18 protein-coding genes and 1 pseudogene are annotated in these 21,576 nt (G+C 62.9%); 9 read left to right on the top strand and 10 right to left on the bottom strand.

Annotation, left to right across the window (positions count from 1 at the left end):
- Positions 1–224: 224 nt before the first annotated feature.
- Complete coding sequence (locus tag B2U07_RS13515) at positions 225–1,301, bottom strand: FAD-dependent oxidoreductase (protein ID WP_197858571.1); 1,077 nt, start codon at positions 1,299–1,301, stop codon at positions 225–227.
- Complete coding sequence (locus B2U07_RS13510; RefSeq protein ID WP_296277127.1) at positions 1,298–2,311, bottom strand: AraC family transcriptional regulator; 1,014 nt, start codon at positions 2,309–2,311, stop codon at positions 1,298–1,300. The genes B2U07_RS13515 and B2U07_RS13510 overlap by 4 nt, the downstream gene beginning before the upstream one ends.
- Positions 2,312–2,414: 103 nt before the next feature.
- Here B2U07_RS13510 and B2U07_RS13505 point away from each other — a divergent pair, with 103 nt between their 5' ends.
- Positions 2,415–3,473, top strand: a complete 1,059-nt coding sequence (locus B2U07_RS13505) for a fatty acid desaturase (protein ID WP_296277126.1) — start codon at positions 2,415–2,417, stop codon at positions 3,471–3,473.
- 158 nt (positions 3,474–3,631) lie between these two features.
- On the top strand, positions 3,632–6,511 hold the full coding sequence (locus B2U07_RS13500) for an EAL domain-containing protein (RefSeq protein WP_296277125.1): 2,880 nt from the start codon (positions 3,632–3,634) through the stop codon (positions 6,509–6,511).
- 260 nt (positions 6,512–6,771) lie between these two features.
- Here the strand turns inward: B2U07_RS13500 and rpmG are convergent, their stop codons facing one another.
- The 3 genes from rpmG to radC form a co-directional block, all read right to left on the bottom strand.
- Positions 6,772–6,927: a 50S ribosomal protein L33 gene (gene rpmG / locus B2U07_RS13495; protein ID WP_003464575.1), complete on the bottom strand. Its 156-nt coding sequence runs from the start codon at positions 6,925–6,927 to the stop codon at positions 6,772–6,774.
- Between the two features lie 10 nt (positions 6,928–6,937).
- Positions 6,938–7,174: a 50S ribosomal protein L28 gene (gene rpmB, locus B2U07_RS13490; RefSeq protein WP_003242523.1), complete on the bottom strand. Its 237-nt coding sequence runs from the start codon at positions 7,172–7,174 to the stop codon at positions 6,938–6,940.
- Positions 7,175–7,562: 388 nt separating this feature from the next.
- The gene (gene radC / locus B2U07_RS13485) at positions 7,563–8,237 is read right to left on the bottom strand and encodes a RadC family protein (RefSeq protein WP_197858567.1); all 675 of its coding nucleotides are present in this window, start codon (positions 8,235–8,237) and stop codon (positions 7,563–7,565) included.
- A 1,137-nt stretch (positions 8,238–9,374) separates the two neighbouring features.
- Between radC and ltrA the strand changes: the two are divergent.
- The 6 genes and pseudogenes from ltrA (at position 9,375) to B2U07_RS13455 (ending at position 17,209) form a co-directional block, all read left to right on the top strand.
- Positions 9,375–11,109: pseudogene (gene ltrA / locus B2U07_RS13480) on the top strand (group II intron reverse transcriptase/maturase).
- 207 nt (positions 11,110–11,316) lie between these two features.
- Complete coding sequence (coaBC, locus tag B2U07_RS13475; protein ID WP_275547762.1) at positions 11,317–12,525, top strand: bifunctional phosphopantothenoylcysteine decarboxylase/phosphopantothenate--cysteine ligase CoaBC; 1,209 nt, start codon at positions 11,317–11,319, stop codon at positions 12,523–12,525.
- Positions 12,526–12,527: 2 nt separating this feature from the next.
- A complete protein-coding gene (gene dut / locus B2U07_RS13470) occupies positions 12,528–12,983 on the top strand; it encodes a dUTP diphosphatase (protein WP_296277124.1) in 456 nt (151 codons plus the stop codon).
- A 1,232-nt stretch (positions 12,984–14,215) separates the two neighbouring features.
- Positions 14,216–15,610, top strand: a complete 1,395-nt coding sequence (gene algC, locus B2U07_RS13465) for a phosphomannomutase/phosphoglucomutase (RefSeq protein WP_296277141.1) — start codon at positions 14,216–14,218, stop codon at positions 15,608–15,610.
- A gap of 24 nt (positions 15,611–15,634) precedes the next feature.
- Entirely contained in the window at positions 15,635–16,540 is a 906-nt protein-coding gene (gene argB, locus B2U07_RS13460) for an acetylglutamate kinase (protein ID WP_197858564.1), read from the top strand.
- A gap of 222 nt (positions 16,541–16,762) precedes the next feature.
- On the top strand, positions 16,763–17,209 hold the full coding sequence (locus B2U07_RS13455; protein WP_296277123.1) for an acyl-CoA thioesterase: 447 nt from the start codon (positions 16,763–16,765) through the stop codon (positions 17,207–17,209).
- 11 nt (positions 17,210–17,220) lie between these two features.
- Here B2U07_RS13455 and B2U07_RS13450 read toward each other — a convergent pair whose 3' ends face one another.
- Entirely contained in the window at positions 17,221–17,823 is a 603-nt protein-coding gene (locus B2U07_RS13450) for a DUF4124 domain-containing protein (RefSeq protein WP_197858562.1), read from the bottom strand.
- A 20-nt stretch (positions 17,824–17,843) separates the two neighbouring features.
- Positions 17,844–18,485: an orotate phosphoribosyltransferase gene (pyrE, locus tag B2U07_RS13445; protein WP_013717752.1), complete on the bottom strand. Its 642-nt coding sequence runs from the start codon at positions 18,483–18,485 to the stop codon at positions 17,844–17,846.
- Between the two features lie 81 nt (positions 18,486–18,566).
- Here pyrE and B2U07_RS13440 point away from each other — a divergent pair, with 81 nt between their 5' ends.
- Entirely contained in the window at positions 18,567–19,346 is a 780-nt protein-coding gene (locus tag B2U07_RS13440) for an exodeoxyribonuclease III (RefSeq protein ID WP_197858561.1), read from the top strand.
- A gap of 242 nt (positions 19,347–19,588) precedes the next feature.
- On the opposite strand, the gene B2U07_RS13435 is transcribed toward B2U07_RS13440, so the two are convergent.
- From B2U07_RS13435 to rph, 3 genes are read right to left on the bottom strand one after another with little or no spacing between them, the layout of a single operon-like run.
- Complete coding sequence (locus B2U07_RS13435) at positions 19,589–20,278, bottom strand: tetratricopeptide repeat protein (protein WP_232106471.1); 690 nt, start codon at positions 20,276–20,278, stop codon at positions 19,589–19,591.
- Positions 20,279–20,337: 59 nt separating this feature from the next.
- Positions 20,338–20,709 carry a DUF4870 domain-containing protein gene (locus B2U07_RS13430; RefSeq protein WP_296277122.1) on the bottom strand — a complete coding sequence of 124 codons (372 nt, stop codon included), beginning with the start codon at positions 20,707–20,709 and terminating at the stop codon, positions 20,338–20,340.
- Positions 20,710–20,736: 27 nt separating this feature from the next.
- Complete coding sequence (rph, locus tag B2U07_RS13425) at positions 20,737–21,456, bottom strand: ribonuclease PH (RefSeq protein WP_296277121.1); 720 nt, start codon at positions 21,454–21,456, stop codon at positions 20,737–20,739.
- Positions 21,457–21,576 lie beyond the last annotated feature (120 nt).

Below are 21,576 nucleotides of genomic sequence, written 5' to 3'. Positions count from 1 at the left end.
GCGAAAAATCAGCGTATGCAGGCCGGGCACCATGACCGCGATTCGAGCAGCTTGGAAGCACCAGCACCATAAAACTTTGGTAGCACCCTGCCATGAATTTGGACGGTCAGCCCTCTTGGCGGGCCGTTTCGTAAGAGCGCCATCCACTGTATCGACGCCTGACCGGATGGCATTAGCGAACGGCCGAAAAACCACTCTGTCTCGGCCTCGGCCTCGATGGTCGGCTACCCGACCATACGATGGCGTTTCACGAAACGCCGATCCAGCCAGTCCTTGCAATGCCCGTACAACCGCCCGCCAGCACTCCAGTCATGCCAGCCGAGCAGCGCCCCGCCGTCGCCAGTGGCGAGCAGCGCCAGGCTCTGCCATTGCGCACGGTACTGACGCAGCGGGCGATCCTCTAGCGCGGCCTGAAGGTTGGCAGCCAGTACCGGCGCCTGACGCACCGCGAAACGCCCGCTGCGACGCATGCCGTCGAGGCTGGCGCTGTCGCCGACGGCGAAAATCTGGGCATGGGATTCGCTCTGCAGGGTCGGGCGAATGGCGATGAAGCCCGCTGCATCGCTGGCCAGCTGGCTGGCGGTCAGCCATGGCCAGGGTCGTGCGCCACTGGCCAGCAGCAGGCGCCGCCCGCGCCATACCGGCTCGTCGCCGCTGAGCAGCCAGTCATCCTCGATGCGCCCGATCGGACAATGCTCGCGCACCTGCACGCCGCGCTGACGCAAATGGCCCAATGCACGTAGGCGCAACCCCGGCGACAAACCATCGAGCAAGGTACCGCCACAGAACAGCGCCAGCGCCGGCACCTGGTCGGCCAACGCCAGCGCCAGTTCCACACCGCCGGCACCGCCACCGAGAATGGCCATGCGCCGTGGCTCGGCCTGCCATTGCTGCCAGCCTTCGAGCAGCTTGTCGATGGGCCTGGCGGCCAGCACCTGCATGGCATCGCCCTGCTGCGGCGGAATGGCCATGCCGGCACCGACGTTGAGCGACAACCACTCGCTGTGCAGGCGGCGTCCGTCTTCGAGTTGCAGGATCCGCGCATCGGCATCGAATGAGGCGATCTCGCCCTCGATCAGATCGACCTTGGCCGCGCGGCACAACGGCTGCAATTCCACGCGGCAGTCCGCCGCGCTGAAGCGGCCGCTGATCAGCCCCGGCAACATGCCGGCGTACCAGGCCTCAGGGCCAAGGCTGAGCAGGGCGATGCGCCCCGGCGGGCGCTCCACCAGCGCCCAGCGTCGCAACACACCAAGATGGGCATGGCCAGCCCCGGCCAGGATCAGGTCGTACTGACTCATGCGTCGTTGCATCCATCGCGGTACTGGCTCGGCGTCTGCCCGGTCCAGCGTTTGAAGGCGCGGCCAAAGCTGCTGCTGTCGCTGAAGCCGAGCAGGTAGGCAATTTCACTGATCGAGCAGCGCGGGTCGCGCATGTGCCGCAGTGCCAGGGCGTGTCGCGTCTCGCCGAGCAGCGCTTCGTAGCTGGTGCCCTCCTCGGCCAGGTGCCGCTGCAGGCTGCGCAGACTCAGGTGCAGGGTCTGGGCAATGCGCTCGGCGGAGGGCTCGCCATCGGGCAATTGCGCCTCCAGGCAGCTGCGCACTCGTTCGCTGCAACTGGCCGCCTGCAATTGCTCCAGGTTGCGCCGCAGTACCGTCTCGTTGTGCTCGGCCAGTTCCGGGTTGCCGTCATCCAGGCGCTGCTCGAACGCCGCACGGGGAAAACGCAACAGGCTCTCGTCGGCATCGAACTGCAGCGGCGCGCGAAACACCGCCTGCCAGGGCGTCAGGTCCGCCGGCCGTGGGCGCTGCAGCTGCACCAGCAAGGGTGAGAACTCCCGGTTCAGGCGGTTGCGACAGCTGCGCACGTAGATCGCGGCGAAGGCGTCCAGCGCTTCGGGCGCCGGTGCCGGGCTGCCTGGTGGTACGCGGAAGCGAAACTCGTAGACATCGCCCACCTCGCACAGCTCCAGCTGCAGCGCATCGCTGACCACCCGGTGGTAACGCACGATGCGCTCGAACATCTCACGCAGGCTGCTGCTGGCGATCAGCGCATAGCCCAGGGCATGGAAGGTGGTCGGGCTGACGTACTGCGAGGTCTTCAGGCCCAGCGCCGGGTCACCGCTGGCGGCCACTGCCAGTTGCCACAGGCGCGTGGTCAGCGATAGCGGGCAGCGTGCGTTGGGGTCGTCGAGCAGTGCCGGGTCGAGCCCTGCCTCGCGACACAGGGCAGCGCTATCGAGCCCGAGGGCATCGAGCTGCTTGCGCAGGGCGCGGGTCCAGCTGGCCAGGGTGGTGGGTTCGGCGGTCATGCAGATTGGCGTATCCGGTAGGCAGGTTGGCGTGCACGGTCGGGCGCTCTGACGACCGTCACGGCACAGTGAAGTCACAACCCGATAACAAGAGGATGTCGGCATGTCCCCTTCTCCCGCAAGCCTTAATGACCAGCAACGCGCCGCTTATATCCGTGAACAGGTGATGGCCCACGGCAACGCTTTGCGCCAGCGCTACCCGGTTCTGCAGCATCAGGACGCGCTCGGCGCCGGCATCCTGGCCTTCGCCCTGCTCGGCATGATCGGTTCGGCAGCCTTGTACATCAGTGGCCATCTGGCCTGGTGGGCCTGCCTGCTGCTTAACGCCTTCTTCGCCTCGCTGACCCACGAGCTGGAGCACGACCTGATCCACTCGATGTATTTTCGCAAGCGGCCGCTGCCGCACAACCTGATGCTGGCGCTGGTCTGGCTGGCGCGGCCGAGCACCATCAATCCCTGGGTACGCCGCCATCTGCACCTGAACCATCACAAGGTTTCCGGCAGCGAAGCCGACATGGAGGAGCGCGCCATCACCAACGGCGAGCCCTGGGGCATCGCGCGCCTGCTGATGGTCGGCGACAACATGATGAGCTCGTTCATCCGCTGGCTGCGGGCGAAGAACCCCGCGCACCGCCAGCTGATCCTCAGCCGCACGCTGAAGGTCTACGCGCCGCTGGGGCTGCTCAACTGGGCGACCTGGTACCTGTTCCTCGGTTTTCATCTGCTGGACTGGGCCAGCGCCGCACTAGGCGCCCCGATCGCCTGGTCGGCCACTACGCTGAACGTGATGGCAGTGGTGAACATCGCCGTGGTGGTGCTGGTTGGCCCCAACGTACTGCGCACCTTCTGCCTGCACTTCGTCAGCTCCAACATGCACTACTACGGCGACGTCGAGCCGGGCAACGTGATCCAGCAGACCCAGGTGCTCAACCCCTGGTGGCTGTGGCCGCTGCAGGCGTTCTGCTTCAACTTCGGCAGCAGCCATGCGATCCACCATTTCGTGGTCAAGGAGCCGTTCTACATCCGTCAGCTGACCGTGCCCTTCGCCCATCGGGTGATGCGCGAGATGGGCGTGCGTTTCAACGACTTTGGCACCTTCGCCCGGGCCAATCGCTGGACCCGCTCTGAAAAGGCCGCAGAGGAGCGTACGCAGACTGCGTGATCGAGCCACTAACGCCTCACGCGATCCCGAGGGATGAGACTCGCCGCGCAATCATCGCGCCAGTAGTCGGCTAGACTTCACCTGCGCCCGACCGCTCCTCAGACCCGACAGCGTCCACCGGACATCGGCGCCCTCGTAGTAGCCATGAGGCGCCCAGGATGCTTCGACCGCTTCGCGCATTGATCTTGCTGCTCTGCCTGGCCGGTGCCGTGCGGGCCTGGGCAGGCAGCGGGCTGCCGCTAATGAAGCTCAGCGCTGACGACCTGGCCAGGCCGGTGAGCATCGAGCACAGCCTGCTGCTGGAAGACCCAAGCAGGCAGCTCAGCGCCAGCGAGGTGCTGCAGCGCATCGAGGCAGAGGGCCGGCAGGTTCGAGGCACCGCGCGCATCGGCTATACACGCAGCGCCTGGTGGCTCGCCGTGCAGTTGCAGGCGCCAGCAAGCGAGCGCCTGCAACTGATCATCGGCCAGGCCTTTCTGGATGATCTGGAGGTCTGGCTGTTCGACGGCGAGCAATCGCTCGGCCCGCTGTACAGCGGCGCCCAACGTGCGTTCGCCGAGCGTGGCGAGCCTTATCCACAGTTTCTGCTCAACCTGCCACGCCTGGGCGATGGCCCGCACAGCCTGCTACTGCGTGTGCAGAGTGATTCGGCGATCAATCTGCCGCTGCAGCTGGTCGGTGCCGAACATGGTCAGCAGCTGATCGCCCACAGTTGGCTGCGAAGCGGTCTGCTGATCGGCGTGCTGATCGCCCTGGCGCTGTTCTATCTGGTCAAGTACAGCACCCTGCGCGAAGCGCAACTGGCCTACTTCAGCCTCACCTCGCTGTGCGTGGCCCTGTACAACACCAGCCTGTACAACCTGGCCGGGTTGCTCTGGCCGCAGTGGCCGCTGCTGCCCAAGCTGCTGATCAACCTGCCCACCGCGGGCATGATGATCTTCAGCTCGCTGTTTATCGCCAGCGCGCTCGGCCTGCAACTGGGGCGCCTGCGCTGGCTGCGCGACGCGCTGTTCGCCGGCACCCTGCTGGTCAGCGTCGGCGGCTTGCTGGTCGAGCATCCCTACACCTACCAGACGCTGAACCTGCTGATTCTTGCCAGCGGGCTCTATCAGTTGCTGCTGATGGGGCTCGGCATCGCCCAGCGCCGTCCCTATGCACCCGGTTACCTGTTGTGCTGGAGCGCGGCCCTGGTGCTGATGCTGCTGGTGCCACTGGGCCGCGCCGGGTTGATTGCACTGCCAGCCGGTTTCTATGCGCTGTACGCCTACCTGCCTGCGCTGAGCATGCTGCTGTTCGGCGCCCTGCTCGACAAACAGCTGGAGCGTGTGCGCCGCGTGCTGCTGAGCAGCCAGGCGCAGGCCATCGATAACCTGGAGCAATACCAGGCGCTGTTTCGCCACAGCGGCGAGGGCATCTTCCGCTGCCAGCGCGACGGCCGGCTGCTGGAGGTGAACCCGAGCCTGGCGCGCCTGCTCGGCAGCGAAGCCGTGCCCGATGACCTCGGCAACCTGTCCCTGCAGCGACTGGTGGGAGAAACGCAGTGGCAATCGCTGCTGTACCAGCTCGACGAGCAGGCCGGCGCGGTCAGCTGCGAGTGCGAGCTGTACGACCTGGCGCAGCGCCCGCGCTGGGTCTACCTGTCGCTGCACTTGCGCGCTCAGCGAGACTGCATCGAGGGCATCGTGGTCGATCTCAGTGAGCGTCGTGTTCTGGAAGAACGTCTGCAACGCCTGGCGGCCCACGATGCCCTGACCGGCCTGCTCAATCGCCGCGAACTGGAGCGGCTGCTGGCGGAAACCCTCGGCAGCACCGCCAAACGGCGCTTCAGCCACCTGTTGCTGCTGGGGCTGGATCGCTTCAAGCAGGTCAACGACCTGTTCGGTCACTCGGCTGGCGACCAGTTGCTGCGCCAGTTGGCTGGTCAGTTGCAGCACCAGTTGCCGCGCCATGCCGAGCTGGCGCGTGTCGGCGGCGACGAGTTCGCCGTGCTGCTGCGCGAGGTCGACGACGACGCCGCGCTGGACCAGGCCGAGCAGTTGCGCCGGGCCGTCGAACAATTCGTCTTCACCTGGCAGGGGCGGCCATTCCGTCTGCACGTCAGTATCGGCATGCTTGCCCTGGGCTCAGGCGTACGCGACTGGGAAACCGCGTTGAACTGGGCCAGCAGCGCCAGCCAGTTGGCCAAGCACCAGGGGCGCAACCGCGTACAGCAGTTCAACCCGGATGACGGCGCGCTACTCGAACACCAACGCCAGCTGCAGTGGATTACCCGTCTGCGCGAGGCCACCGAGCGCGGTCATTTCGAGCTGTTCTTTCAGCCGGTACAGGCGCTGCAGAGCGCCGCCACCGAGCTGCACTACGAGGTGCTGCTGCGCTACCGCGACCCACACAGCGGCGAGTGGATCAGCCCGGCGCAGTTTCTCGATGCGGCGGCGCGCTACGACTTTCTCGGCGCCATCGACCGCTGGGTGATCCAGCACCTGTGCGCCTGGCTCGCCACCAACCCGCGCCACCTGGCGCAACTGGCCCAGGTCAACGTCAACCTCAGCGCCAGCTCGCTGCTCGATCGGGATTTTCACCAGTTGCTCGAGCAGGAACTGGCCCACCATGGCCTGCCGCCCGGCAAGCTGTGCATCGAGGTCACGGAAATGGTCGCCCTCGGCGAGTTGGGCGTATCCGCACAGTGGATCGAGAAACTGCGCGGCAAAGGCCTGAAGGTCGCGCTGGACGATTTCGGCAGCGGCTTCGCCTCCTACGCCTACCTGCGCCACCTGCCGCTGGATATCCTGAAGATCGACGGCAGCTTCATCAGCGGCATCGAGCACGATCCGATCAACCAGGCCATGGTCGGCTCGATGCGCCAGATCGCCGCGCAACTCGGCCTGGTCACTGTCGCCGAATTCGTCGAGACCCAGGCCAGTCTGGACTGCCTGCGCCGTCTGGGCATCGACTACGCCCAGGGCTACTTCGTCGGACGCCCGCAGCCTCTGCGCCAACTGGCTGACGAGGCACTCCACCACGGCACTCAGCAAGCCTGATAGAGCTCGGCCGGCAGGCGCCGCTGCGGCGAGCAGAACGTCCACACAATGAGCCGTAGCGCTTGTGCGACCCCAAGGCGAATGACGAACGAAGGCTACCCGCCCCATCCCCAATCAGCAAAGCTCATTTCCGCGGCAACCGCGCAGTACAGTCGCGCCCCCCTGGAAGACATAACGAATTGCGCGAAAAATGGCGCAAATGTCGAGGGCATAAAAAAACCCGCCATAAAGGCGGGCTTCTTCGACAGGTAGCCGATCAATTACTTGATCTTGGCTTCCTTGTACATCACGTGCTTGCGTACGACCGGATCGAATTTCTTGATTTCGATCTTGTCGGGGGTGGTGCGCTTGTTCTTGTCGGTGGTGTAGAAGTGGCCGGTACCGGCGCTGGACACCAAACGGATCAGTTCACGCATGACTCTCTCCTTAAACCTTTTCGCCGCGAGCGCGCAGCTCAGCCAGCACTACGTCGATGCCACGCTTGTCGATGACGCGCATGCCCTTGGCAGAAACGCGCAGACGCACGAAGCGCTTCTCGGACTCGACCCAGAAGCGATGGTGCTGCAGGTTCGGCAGGAAACGACGACGGGTTTTGTTGTTTGCGTGGGAAATGTTGTTCCCGGTTACCGGACCCTTACCGGTAACTTGACAGACTCTCGACATGCCTCAGCCCTCTAAAACCACATGCCCAACCCGGCATGGGTTGGCCGCTTAAACTCAATGTCATTGGCGCTCAGCGCCGCGTTTCTCGAGGGTCTTACCGGGCGCACTGAATAGCGCAAGAACCGGGCCCCTAGAAAAGAGCGCTGCTTTATACCAGAAAGCCCTGGGAGCAACAAGGGAAACCGTAGGATAAAACTCAAAGCTCCGCACGCAGACCGGCCGGAAGCAGGGCCTTTGTGGCCTGCTCAGCATTCGACCGCTCGTCGCCTCGATCAGGTGCGGCGCCCGGCAAATCGGCCAGGGTCGCACGCTTGGCCTGCCGGCTTTGTCATCGGCCACAGTCGGCACCTGCTGAACAGCCTCGAGGCCCAGGTCGAACCGACCTGAGTTACATCCACCCCAGCTCGGCCATCGACAGCGGCTCGCCGTCACCGACGATGAAATGATCCAGCACGCGCACCTCGACCAACGCCAAGGCATCCTTGAGCCGCTGGGTCAGCACGCGGTCGGCCTGGCTGGGTTCGGAAACCCCGGATGGATGATTGTGGGTAAGTATGACCGCCGCGGCATTGTTGGCCAGCGAGCGTTTGACCACCTGCCTGGGATAAACGCTGGCGCTGTCGATGCTGCCGCGAAACAGCACCTCGAAGGCCAGTACACGGTGCTTGGCATCGAGAAACAGGCAGCCGAACACCTCATGCGGTTCGTGGCGCAGTTGCGCCTTGAGGTAGTCGCGCACGGCCTGCGGACTCTCCAGCGCCGAATCGCGGCGCAGCCGCTCAGCCAGATGCCGCCGCGACATTTCCAGCACGGCCTGCAATTGTGCGTACTTGGCCGGCCCCAGACCCAAGTGCTGGCTGAAGCCAGCCAGGTCGGCTTCCAGCAGCGCCCTCAGGCTGCCGAACTCGCTCAGCAGATGGCGCGCCAGATCCACCGCACTTCTGCCGGTCACGCCGGTGCGCAGGAAGATCGCCAGCAGCTCGGCGTCGGTCAGCGACGCCGCGCCCTGCTCCAGCAATTTCTCCCGCGGGCGCTCTGCCGCGGGCCAGTCGCGAATGCTCATATACACCTCCCTATTGAGCCAGGCGTCCGCTGTTCCGCTGCGGGCGCTGTGCTATCGTAGCCCATCTTGTGCGACACGTATGATCGTGTCGTGCTTGGTCGGAGAGCTTTCTCCTCGGCGCCAAATCCTTTGCTATCAGGGGGTTGAAGTCGAAATAAAGCACAAGAACCTGGTTTTGACTCGCTCAAAACGACCCGCGCGGGGATGTATAGAATCCTCGTTGTCGAGGAAGAAATACGTCACCAACACAGCCTTTAGGGGCCGTGATTGGGTCGTCAAAAGCTGTCAAAGTGCAATTCTGGCCTCAGGATTGTTACAAGACATTTCAAATACCCATAGGGTGAACTCGCCCTCTGGGGCGGCATTCATCTTCAAAGGTTATTTGGCTGTCTCAGCCTATACCGCCGTCGTGAGACGTTGGAGGTGCCTTGTCCAAGCACGGAGCGTCAAGCTCCTAATCGCATTGCTCAGCTCTGCTAGTAAAGGGAGTACCGAGCCTGGCATGTACCTGCCAGTTCATTAGATCGACATGCGTCAGGGGCCAACCCTGGGGTGTGAAGCACGATCGACAATGTCTCGCTCGCAAGGGGTGTTATCCGGTGACGGAGAACACTATGTGTCCGAATTGCACGGACGCGCCGAGGCTAATGACCCAACCCGCATGGCTAACCCATGTGAATCGTCGGCAGAACCCTCGTAACTACGGATAGGCCTACGGCAATTATTGGCCTTAGCCAAAATCGGCATGTAGTCGGACAGCGCAGTGGGATGATGCGCTGCGGTACCAATACGACTACCGGGGGAAAGACGAAGCCTAAACGGGTAATTGATGCGATTCGGGGAACGTGGCAATCCCGACCACTCGCCTGCCCAGCAACATCGGGCAGGCAGGCAAACCGCAAGGGGCGCTGATGGGTGTGGGGAATGGGAGGATGCAAGAAGCGAACGGTCGCCTGTAACGGGTGGCATACCGGTTGGAACATTACCGGCAGGGGATAACTCTGGCTGACGTGCATCTGGTCTACGAGCGCAAAAACAGCCGCTGATTCCAGCGATAACCAAAAACGACCCTATGGGCGAACTACTGCCCATAGGGGAGTAGTCCGTCCTGAGTGTCGTTCATCTCGGGAGGACTGTATGAAAACGCAACCAGCAACGCCGGAAGCGTCTGCGTCCTCAGGCGGAGGGGCGAACTGGCACGATCTCGATTGGGCCAAAGTTCAACAATCCGTTCGGAGAACGCAGCTGAAGATTGCGCAGGCAACACGGGAAGGTAACTGGCGCAGGGTTAAACGCCTGCAACGGATGCTGACCCGCTCGTTTTACGGTCGCTGCTTGGCTGTAAGGCGAGTCACGGAGAACCGGGGTCGCAAGACTCCGGGCGTCGATGGAGAAACCTGGGGTACACCCCTAGCCAAGTTCCATGCCGTGAAACGTCTGTCGAAACAACGAGGCTATCGGCCCAAACCGCTCCGGCGGGTCTGGATACCGAAGCCCGGCAAGCAGGAAAAGCGCCCACTGGGTATCCCGACGATGTTGGATCGGGCCATGCAACCGCTGTATCTGCAAGCGTTGGAGCCTGTAATAGAAAGCACCAGCGATCCGAAAAGTTATGGCTTCCGGCCTGACCGCTCGACCGCTGACGCCATGGTTGAACTCTTCCACCTGTTGTCGCCCACCGTGGCGCCGACCTGGATTCTGGAGGGGGACATCAAAGGCTTCTTCGACAACATCAATCACGAGTGGCTGTGCCGAAATGTCCCGATGGACACTAAGGTGCTGCGCAAATGGTTGAGAGCCGGGGTCATCGACCGGCGACAACTCATGGCTACGGAAGCCGGGACACCGCAGGGCGGGATCATTTCCCCCCTGCCTGGCCAACGCCACCCTGAACGGTCTGGAAACTCAGTTGAAACGCCATCTGGCGAAGAAGCTGGGAATCAAGAAGGCCGAGAAGACCAAGGTGCAATGTGTACGGTATGCAGATGACTTCGTGATCCTGGCAGCCTCGAAAGAGCTGTTGGAGGAAGAGGTTAAACCCTGGGTAGAGCAATTCCTGTCGGTACGAGGGGTTGAGCTGTCCCGGGAGAAAACGCACATCACGCACATTCACCAGGGATTCGATTTCCTGGGTTGGAATTTCAGGAAGTACGTGCCGAAATCAACACGCAGGAAGGCCAAGCTGCTGATCAAGCCCTCAAAGAAGAACGCCTCGGCGTTTTACCGAAAAGTACGCGAGATCATCAAAAGCAGCGGGGCCATGACGCAGGAAGCGTTAATCGGCCAACTGAACCCGGTACTGAAGGGGTGGGCGCAATATCACTCCCCGGTCGTAGCGAAACAAACCTTCAGCAAGCTGGATCACCTGATCTTTTGGCGAATCTGGAGGTGGGTGAAACGTAGGCATTCGAGGAAGTCAGCTGACTGGATCAGGAATAAATACTTCCGATCCATAAGCGGGCAGAAATGGGTGTTTGCGTACCCCTACAAAAATGGCAAAGGAGAAGAACAATATCGCCAGTTGTACCAGATGGCGAAAACCGCAATCGTGCGCCACAAACGTCTTCCGGGGGACTACAACCCTTACGACGTGGAACACGAACTGAAGTGGGAGGCACTGAGAGTCCAGCGAATGCAGCACAAACTGCGTTATCGAGGACAAATTCTCAGTCTCTTCCGCAGACAGCGGGGTGTTTGCGCCTCGTGCGGGCAAACGGTGAGCAAGGAAACCGGATGGCATGACCATCACGTCATCAGGCGTGTGGACGGCGGTTCGGACAATCTGCACAACCGTGTACTGCTTCATCCCAACTGCCACGCGCGGCTTCATAGCCAGCAAAAAGATACACCTCTACGGTTTAGTGGTTTATAGCTGTAGAATCCGACGCACCTCCGTACGTTGCCGGCCAAGCTACTTGGTTTCACGTAGGCTTGAGCCGTATGCGGTGAAAGCCGCACGTACGGTTCTTAGGGGGGGATGGGCCAGCAATGGCCTATCCCTACCCGACTTTACACGGGGCCGGCCTGGGGAGGCGTTGGTCACGTGGCGCACATCCACCGGTATATAAAAGGCAAGCCTATGCAGCGGCTGTATCGCAAACGCATCATCGTCGGCGTGGGGGGCGGTATTGCTGCCTACAAGAGCGCCGAACTGGTTCGCCGCCTCAAGGATCAGGGCGCCGAAGTCCGCGTGGTGATGACCCAGGGCGGACGAGAATTCATCACCCCGCTGACCCTGCAGGCGCTGTCCGGCCACCCCGTCCATCTCGACCTGCTCGATCCGGCCGCCGAAGCGGCGATGGGCCATATCGAGCTGGCGCGCTGGGCCGACCTGATCCTCATCGCACCGGCCACCGCCGACCTGATCGCGCGCTTGGCCCAGGGCATCGCCAACGACCTGCTGACCACCCTGGTGCTGGCCACGGACGCGCCGATCGCCCTGGCGCCGGCGATGAACCAGGCAATGTGGCGCGACGAGGCCACCCAGGCCAATCTCGATCTGTTGCAGCAGCGCGGCATGCGCCTGTTCGGACCGGCCTCCGGCAGCCAGGCCTGCGGCGACGTCGGCCTCGGCCGCATGCTCGAACCCAATGACCTGGCCAACCTGGCCGCCGACTGCTTCCAGCGTCAGGCGCTCGAAGGCCTGCACGTTCTCATCACCGCCGGCCCGACCCAGGAAAACATCGACCCGGTGCGCTACATCACCAACCACAGCTCCGGCAAGATGGGCTTCGCCCTGGCCGAAGCAGCTGCCGAGGCCGGCGCCAAGGTCACTTTGGTCAGTGGCCCGGTGCATCTGCCGACGCCGGATCGGGTCAGTCGCATCGACGTGGTCAGCGCCCGCGATATGCTCGCCGCCTGCGAAGCCGCCATGCCCTGCGACGTACTGATCGCCGCTGCCGCCGTGGCCGACTACCGCCCGGAAGTGGTCGCGCAGCACAAATTGAAGAAAGACCCCACCAGCGGCGAAGGGATGCTCCTGCAAATGGTGCGTAACCCGGATATCCTCGCCACCATCGCCGGCCGTGAGGATCGCCCCTTCAGCGTGGGCTTCGCTGCCGAGACCGAGAACCTGCTCGAATACGCCTCGCGCAAGCTGCGCGACAAAAATCTCGACCTGATCGTCGCCAATGATGTGGCCAACCCCAGCATCGGCTTCAATAGTGAAGAGAACGCCATCACCGTGATCGACCGCGGGCTGCAGCAATTCAGCTTCGCCCAGACCAGCAAGGGCAAGATCGCCCGCCAGTTGATCACCCTTATCGCCGAACGACTGAACAAGAACTGACCATGCACGCTCTGCAAGCCAAGATCCTCGATCCTCGCCTCGGCCAGGATTTCCCGCTGCCGCAATACGCCACGCCCGGTTCGGCCGGCCTCGACCTGCGCGCCATGCTCAAGGAAGACATTGTCCTCGAGCCGGGCCAGACCGTGCTGATTCCCACCGGCCTGTCGATCTATATCGGCGACCCCGGCCTGGCGGCGATGATCCTGCCGCGCTCGGGCCTTGGCCACAAACATGGCATCGTGCTTGGCAACCTGGTCGGCCTGATCGACTCCGACTACCAGGGCGAGCTGATGGTGTCGTGCTGGAACCGCGGCCAGGCGCCTTTCACCATCGCCATCGGCGAGCGCATCGCGCAGTTGGTGCTGGTGCCGGTGGTGCAGGCACATTTCGAGCTGGTCGAGCAGTTCGATGAGACCCAACGAGGCGCTGGCGGCTTCGGCCATTCCGGTAGCCACTGACCCTCCCCCCACAGGACGAACCGCCGAGGAGCGCCTACGTGAAACTCTTCAAGCGTACTGCCAAGGAAGTCGATAGCGCTGCCAGCCTGGTAGCGGACCAGCCCAAGCGCAAGGCGACCAGTCCCTCGCTGGGGACGCTGCTGCCAGGCCTGCTGGCTGCGCTGATCGGCGTCGGTGCCGGCGGCGCGTTGCTGTGGTTTGCCGATAGCACCAGCAGCCAGTCTCGCCAGGCCGAGCTGACCCAGGCCCTCGGCAGCAATCAGGCTGCCGCCGTGCAGCAGGCGCTCAAGCAACTGCAAGCGGACAGCCTGGCCGCCGCGCGTAACCCGCAGCTGCTGCAGGCGTTGCAAAGCGGCGACAGTCTTCAGATCAGCGAGGCCGAACGCAGCCTGGGTTATCGGGACGGCGTAATCGATGCCCATCTCAACCGTCGTGGCGAAGCCGTACAGAACACCAGCCGCACTGCACCGATGAATTTCGCCGGGCTGGACATGCTGCGCCGCGCCGAAAGCGGCCAGCAGCCAGCTGTCGAAGCCTACCGGGTCGGCCAACGCTGGCTGGCCTACAGCGCCGTGGCCCTGCGCGTCGGCGACAGCCAGCCGGCACAGGGCACGCTTCTGCTGGCCTTCGACCTGCAACGCATGCTCGCGGCTCTGCCGGCCCTGCCTGCCGAATATGGCCAGGTGCAGCTGATCCAGCAGTTCGCCAACACCCCCGAGCAGGTGCTGTTGCAACGCGGCCAGGCGGGCGACGGCGCGGCGCAGACCTTCGCCACCGGCAATCCACACTGGAAGATCAGCTTTACCCCCGGTCCAGCCCTGGTTCAGGGTAGCGTTCCAGTGACCATGCTCGGCCTGGCGCTCCTGCTGGCCCTGGGTGGTGCCCTGATCGGCCTGATCCTGGTGCAGGGTGCTTTGCAGCGGCGCGTCAACCTCGATGCCCAGCAGCTCGGACAAATGCTGAAAGAACTCTCTGCCGGCAAGAACGTCAAAGCCTTCAGCCTCAGCGTACCGGCACTCGATACGTTGGCCCAGAGTCTGGCGCGCCTGCCGCGCCGCAGTAGCCCTGAAGGCAGCAGTACCCCCGTTAAAGGAACAGCCGCGGCCCCAGCCGCTCAGCCGGTCACAAAGCCCGCCGAGCTGGTCGACCCGCTGTTTCAGGACACCGATATCCTCGATATCGACATTCTCGATGAAGACCAGGATCTCCTGGGACTGGAGCAGAGCCCCGCAATGACCACTAGCCAAAGCGCCCCGAAACTTCCCGCCGATATTTTCCGCGCCTACGACATCCGTGGCGTGGTGGGTGACACCCTGACCGCCGAATACGCCTACTGGATCGGCCGCGCCATCGGCTCGCAGAGCCTCGCCCAGGGCGAATCCAAGGTCATCGTAGGCCGTGACGGCCGCCTGTCCGGCCCCGAGCTGCTGCAGCAACTGGTCCAGGGCCTGCTCGACTGCGGCTGCGAAGTCACCGACATCGGCATGGTGCCGACCCCGGTGGTGTACTTCGCCGCCAACGTGCTCGAGGGCCGTTCGGCCGTGATGCTCACCGGCAGCCACAACCCGCCGGACTACAACGGCTTCAAGATCATCATCGCCGGCGACACCCTGGCCAACGAGCAGATCCAGGCGCTGAAAACCCGCCTGGACGACAACGACCTGGCCACTGGCGTCGGCAGCGTGCAGCAGGTCGACGTGCTGCCGCGCTACTTCAAGACCATCCGCAACGATATCGCCCTGGCCAAGCCGCTCAAGGTGGTGGTCGACTGCGGTAACGGCGCCGCCGGCGTGATCGCTCCGCAACTGATCGAGGCGCTGGGCTGCAGCGTGATTCCGCTGTTCTGCGAAGTGGACGGCACCTTCCCCAACCACCACCCGGACCCGGGCAAGCCGGAGAACCTGGTCGACCTCATCGCCCGCGTCAAATCCGAGAATGCCGACCTGGGCCTGGCCTTCGACGGCGACGGCGACCGCGTCGGCGTGGTGACCAACACCGGCAACATCGTCTACCCCGACCGCCTGCTGATGCTGTTCGCCAAGGACGTGGTCTCGCGCAACCCGGGCGCCGACATCATCTTCGACGTCAAATGCACCCGCCGCCTGACCTCGCTGATCAGCGGCTACGGCGGCCGCCCGGTGATGTGGAAAACCGGCCACTCGCTGATCAAGAAGAAGATGAAGGAAACCGGCGCCCTGCTGGCCGGCGAAATGAGCGGCCACATCTTCTTCAAGGAGCGCTGGTACGGTTTCGACGACGGCATCTACAGCGCCGCGCGCCTGCTGGAAATTCTCAGCCTGGAGAAACGCAACGCCGAGCAGGTGTTCAGCGCCTTCCCCAGCGACATTTCCACGCCGGAAATCAACATCAAGGTCACCGAGCAGACCAAGTTCGGCATGATCGAACGCCTGCAGCGTGAAGGCCAATGGGGCGAAGCGAACATCACCAGCATCGACGGTGTACGTGTCGACTATCCCAAGGGCTGGGGCCTGATCCGCGCCTCCAACACCACGCCGGTGCTGGTACTGCGCTTCGAGGCCGACTCCCAGGAAGAGCTGGAGCGCATCCAGGATGTCTTCCGCGCCCAACTGCTCAAGGTCGCCCCCGACCTGCAACTGCCCTTTTGATCGATTGTTCCAGGAGCCCCCTGCATGACCCTCGAGCGTGACGCCGCCGCCCAGGTTGCCAAGGTACTATCCGAAGCCCTGCCCTACATCCGCCGCTTCGTCGGCAAGACCCTGGTGATCAAGTACGGCGGCAACGCCATGGAGAGCGAGGAGCTCAAGCAGGGCTTCGCCCGCGACATCGTGCTGATGAAGGCGGTCGGCATCAACCCGGTGGTGGTACATGGCGGCGGCCCGCAGATCGGTGATCTGCTCAAGCGGCTGTCCATCGAAAGCCACTTTATCGACGGCATGCGCGTCACCGACACCGCCACCATGGACGTGGTGGAGATGGTGCTCGGCGGCCAGGTCAACAAGAGCATCGTCAACCTGATCAACCAGCACGGCGGCAGCGCCATCGGCCTGACCGGCAAGGACGCCGGCCTGATCCGCGCGCGCAAGCTCAAGGTCAGCCGCCAGACGCCGGAGATGACCCAGCCCGAGATTATCGACATCGGCCATGTCGGCGAGGTCACCGGGGTCAACACCGACCTGCTGAACATGCTGGTCAAGGGCGACTTTATCCCGGTCATCGCGCCCATCGGCGTCGGCCCGGATGGCGAGTCCTACAACATTAACGCCGACCTGGTAGCCGGCAAGGTGGCCGAAGCGCTGAAAGCCGAGAAGCTGATGCTGCTGACCAACATCGCCGGTCTGATGAACAAGCAGGGTGACGTGCTGACCGGTCTGAACACCGAGCAGGTCAACGAGCTGATCGCCGACGGCACCATCTACGGCGGCATGCTGCCGAAGATCAAATGCGCGCTGGAAGCGGTGCAGGGTGGCGTGACCAGCTCGCACATCATCGATGGTCGCGTGCCTAACGCCGTGCTGCTGGAAATCTTCACCGATGTTGGCAACGGCACCATGATCAGCAATCGCAAGCGCCCCTGAACAGCGGCCGCCACGCGGCCTTCTGATGACCCTCTCCCTCAGGGAGAGGGTGCCCGCAGGGCGGGAGAGGGCTTTGCGACCGCCACACGACTAGGGTGAGAGCCGGCCAGCGCCACCAGCCATCGAACCCGCTTATCTCCCCCCATCCATGTGGCGACTCGAACTTGCCGCAATCCCGCCCAACCAGCACGCTCGCCAGGCAACCTTGATAAAGGACCGCCCATGAGCAGCCTCCCCGAAGCCAGCCAGTTCACCTTCTTTCACACCTTGCGCGTGCGCTGGGCCGAGGTCGATCCGCAGAGCATCGTCTTCAACGGCCACTATCTGACCTACGCCGACGTCGCCATTACCGAATACTTCCGCGCCCTCGGCGTCGCCTACCCAGCTGATCTGGCACAGGATGGCGGCGACTTCTTCGCCATCCGCACGCTGCTCGAATACCGCGCACCGGCGCGCTTCGACGACCAGTTGCAGATCGGTATCCGCAGCGCTCGCCTGGGCCGCTCCAGCCTGACTTTTGCCCTCGGCATCTGGCGTGACGATGAACTGCTGACCAGCGGCGAAATCGTCTACGTGCATGCCGACGGCGCGACACGCAGCAGCGCACCGCTGCCGCAGTGGCTCAGGGAAAAGATCGAAAGTTTCGAGAAGGCTCAGCCGCAGAGCTGAATGACCGAGCCTTAAGGCTTTTTCTGCGGCTCGCCAAACAGCTCGGCCAGACGTGCGCGATCAGCGGCGAAACCCGCTTCGGCCTGGGTACGCGTCTCCTTGTAGCGGGCGATGTCGCGCTGCAGACGCTGCTGTTCTTCCTTGAGGTTGTTGATCTGCACAAGCAAATGCTCCGGCACCGGGCGCCCGGCACGTTCGTGATCGGCGGCCTGGCTCTGCAGGTTGGCCTGCTGAGTGCGCACCGACTGCAGATTGCCGCGAGCCACGCTGGTGACGCTGTCGAGCTCGGCCAGCTTGCGTTCGCGGGCGCGGTCGACGTCATCGAGATTGGTGTACAGGCGCAATAGCTGCGCATCGCTGCTGGCGCGCGCCTTGTCCGCCTGCATGCGGGCAAATTCTTCCGGCGTCGGCGCCGGCGGAATCACCCGCACGACACGCCCCTGGTCATTGAGCACTTCATAACCCTTGCCGATGAACTCCGGCGGTACGCCCTGACGGCTGAGCACCGTCACGCCCTTGTCGTCGACGTAGCGATACAGCTCGGCAGCCATTCCGGACAACGGCAGCAGCAAGCTACAGAGCAGCGTACAGCGGGTCAGGAGCGGTGCAGGCATAGGACTACCTTGTGCTAGGGCTAGATTCCGTACTCGGCGCGATAGGCTTCGACAGCCGGCAGATATTGCTTCAGTTCAGCATCCCCTGCCAGATATTCCAGTACCTGTTCCAGTGACACGATGCTCACTACCGGCATGCCGAAGTCGCGCTCGACTTCCTGAATCGCGGAAAGCTCGCCCTGGCCACGCTCCTGACGGTTCAACGCGATGAGGGTGCCGGCGGCCTGAGCGCCCTGACCCTGGATGATCTGCATCACTTCGCGAATGGCGGTGCCGGCAGTAATCACGTCGTCGACGATCAGCACGCGCCCCTTGAGCGGTGCGCCGACCAGGGTGCCGCCTTCGCCATGGTCCTTGGCTTCCTTGCGGTTGAAGCACCAGGGCAGATCGCGCTGATGATGCTCGGCCAGCGCCACCGCTGTGGTCGCGGCCAGCGGGATGCCCTTGTAGGCCGGGCCGAACAGCACATCGAAATCGATACCGCTGTCGACGATGGCCGCGGCATAGAAACGCCCCAGCTGGGCCAGCGCCAGGCCGCTGTCGAACAGGCCGGCGTTGAAGAAATAGGGGCTGGTACGCCCGGACTTGAGGGTGAACTGACCGAAACGCAGAACCCCGCGTTCGATGGCAAAGCGAATGAAATCGCGCTGGTACGCTTGCATGAAAAAGTCCCGGACGGCACGGATTTAGCTAATTGAGGTGAGCTCGGGTATCATACACGCACGTGTTTTTGGGGGCCATTTATGCGGATCATCAGTGTGAACGTGAATGGTATTCAGGCTGCGGCCGAGCGAGGTCTGCTCAGCTGGCTGCAAGCCCAGAATGCCGACGTGATCTGCCTGCAAGACACCCGTGCCTCTGCCTTTGAAATGGACGACCAAGCCTTCCAGCTGGATGGTTATTTCCTCTATGCATGCGACGGTGAAGTGCCCAGCCAAGGTGGCGTGGCACTCTACTCGCGATTGCAACCCAAGGCGGTGATCAGCGGCCTCGGCTTCGAGATGGCCGATCGCTACGGGCGCTACCTGCAGGCCGATTTCGACAAGGTAAGTATCGCCACCCTGCTGCTGCCAAGCGGACGGGACGGTGACGAGAGCTTGAATCAGAAATTCAAGTTCATGGACGACTTCACCCATTATCTGGACAAGCAACGCCGCAAGCGTCGCGAGTACATCTATTGTGGCTCGCTGCATGTAGCGCACCAGAAAATGGACGTGAAGAACTGGCGTGACTGCCAGCAATCACCGGGCTTCCTGGCGCCCGAGCGCGCCTGGATGGACGAGGTGGTTGGCAACATGGGCTATGTCGACGCCCTGCGTGAAGTCAGCCGCGAAGGTGACCAGTTCAGCTGGTGGCCGGATAGCGAGCAGGCGGAAATGCTCAATCTGGGGTATCGCTTCGACTACCAGATACTGACGCCCGGTATGCGCCGCAGCGTGCGCAGCGCACGTCTGCCTCGCCAGCCGCGCTTCTCCCAGCATGCGCCGCTGATCGTCGATTACGACTGGATTCTCAGCGTCTGATCGACAGGTACGAAAGCGTATGATGCCTGTCGTCATCCAGGACACAAGGCTTCGCGGACAAGTCCGCTCCCACCAACCTTACCAGCGCTGCAAACGCTGACCGTGGGAGCGGACTTGTCCGCGATAACGCTTTGATTCACGCAGGGCATCCGCCGCTGCCTAGTCAAGTGAAAATGCTGCGATTCTGCACAGCATCACTGGTGTTTTTCTTATCTGGCTGACATTAGGCTTGTCGTGGGGTTTTATTGCCCGCGATCCGGCGTCAAACCGTTCTCGGTCTGCACCAGCAAGTTGCGTATGTACGCATCATCGGCATAGCGCTGGCTCAGATCGAGCAGATGGGCACGAGCCTGCTCGTACTCATGCAACGCTACATAGTTGCGCGCCAGGGCGATCCCGGTAATACGACCCGGCTCGATCTCGAAAGCAGCCCGGTTATAGGCAAGCGCCTTGCGATGATCGGAGTACTGCTCGCCGTTATCGCCCAGATAGAGCAGGCCCAGCACGTTATTGGCTGCCAGACCGCGGGGCTCCAGCGCATGTGCCTGCTCGAGCTTGGTGGCGGCTTCCGGCACCTTGCCCTGCATGAGGTCGGCGTCAGCCATATTCACCAGGTAATCGTAAGAACCCTGCGGATAGTAGGCTGCAGCCTTGGCCGCGTACTCGCCCGAGCGCGGAAAGTCATTCAGCTCGTAATAGCCCAGCGAGATGAAGCGCAGCGCATGAGCCTTCTCCGCATCCGTTGCGACCGGGCTGTCGACTACCTTTTCGAACTTGGCAATCGCCTGCCGCGACTGCCCCGCGTCGTGCAATTGCGCAGCCTCGACCCTCAAGGCCTGCAGTTTCGCCTGCTCGGCTAGCGTCCTAGCAGCATCACCGCAGCCGACTAGCGCTGTCAGAAACAGAGCCAGCATCAACATTCGCACTTTCATCAAACTGTCCTTCCCTGGCATGGCGGAGGAGGTCGCCCCCGCCGTCCAACTCGATTGAATTACTTGATCAGCCGCCAGCTGAACGGGTAGCGATAAGCCTGGCCCTCGTTGGCCTTGATCCCGGCGATGATGGTCAGCACCAGCGCTGCCAGACCCAGCAGCATGAGCAGCGGGAAGCCGATCACCACCACCATCAGGATGAAGCAGACGATCGCTGCCAGCGCCACGCTGATCTGGAAGTTCAACGCTTCCTTGCCCTGGGCGTCGACGAAGGGATCGAGATCCTTCTTGATCTGCCAGATGATCAGCGGGCCGAGCAGATTACCGAAGGGGAACACCAGGCCGAGAAACGCGGCGAAGTGGCACAACATGGCCCACTGACGCGCTTCCTGACTGGGCGTCGGAAGCGGGCTTTGCATATCGTCGTTCATCCTGATGCTCCTTGCTCGCTAAGGGTTTCAGTCGACCAGTGCGGCCTTCTGCAGTTCAAAGATCTCGTTCATGCCCTTCTGCGCCAGCGCCAGCATGGCGTTGAATTCGTCAGGCTGGAACGGTGCGCCCTCAGCCGTGCCCTGCACCTCGATGAAGCCGCCGGCATTGGTCATCACCACGTTGAGGTCGGTCTCGGCGGCGGAATCTTCCAGGTAGTCCAGATCCAGCACCGGCTCGCTCTGATAGATGCCGACCGATACGGCAGCGATCATCTGCTTGAGCGGCTCGCCCTTGAGCGAACCGCGCTTCTTCAGCACTTTCAGCGCATCGATCAGCGCCACCATGGCGCCGGTGATGGAGGCAGTGCGGGTACCGCCGTCAGCCTGGATCACGTCGCAATCGACGTACAGGGTGTTCTCGCCCAGCTTGCTCATGTCCAGCGCGGCGCGCAGCGAACGGCCGATCAGGCGCTGGATTTCCAGAGTGCGGCCACCCTGCTTGCCGCGGCTGGCCTCACGCTGATTACGCTCGCCGGTGGCGCGCGGCAGCATGCCATATTCGGCAGTCAGCCAACCCTGGCCCTGGCCCTTGAGGAAACGCGGCACGCCGGATTCGACGCTGACGGTGCAGATCACCTTGGTATCGCCGAATTCGACCAGCACCGAACCCTCGGCATGCTTGGTGTAGTTGCGGGTGATGCGAATCGAGCGCAACTGATCGGCGGCGCGGCCACTGGGACGTTTCATTGAGCGATACCTACTTCATTAAATAAAAACACTGCGCATTATAGGGGGCGGTCGACCGCGGCGACATGCCGAATTGGCAGCGACTGACGGCAGGCCTGATCGCCTGCACATGAAATGGGC

Origin of the sequence: Pseudomonas sp. UBA7530 (assembly GCF_002479365.1) — a bacterium.
Taxonomy (GTDB): domain Bacteria; phylum Pseudomonadota; class Gammaproteobacteria; order Pseudomonadales; family Pseudomonadaceae; genus Aquipseudomonas.
The sequence above is the reverse complement of the archived record's forward strand: the minus strand, read 5'-3'. Positions and strand labels throughout refer to the sequence as shown.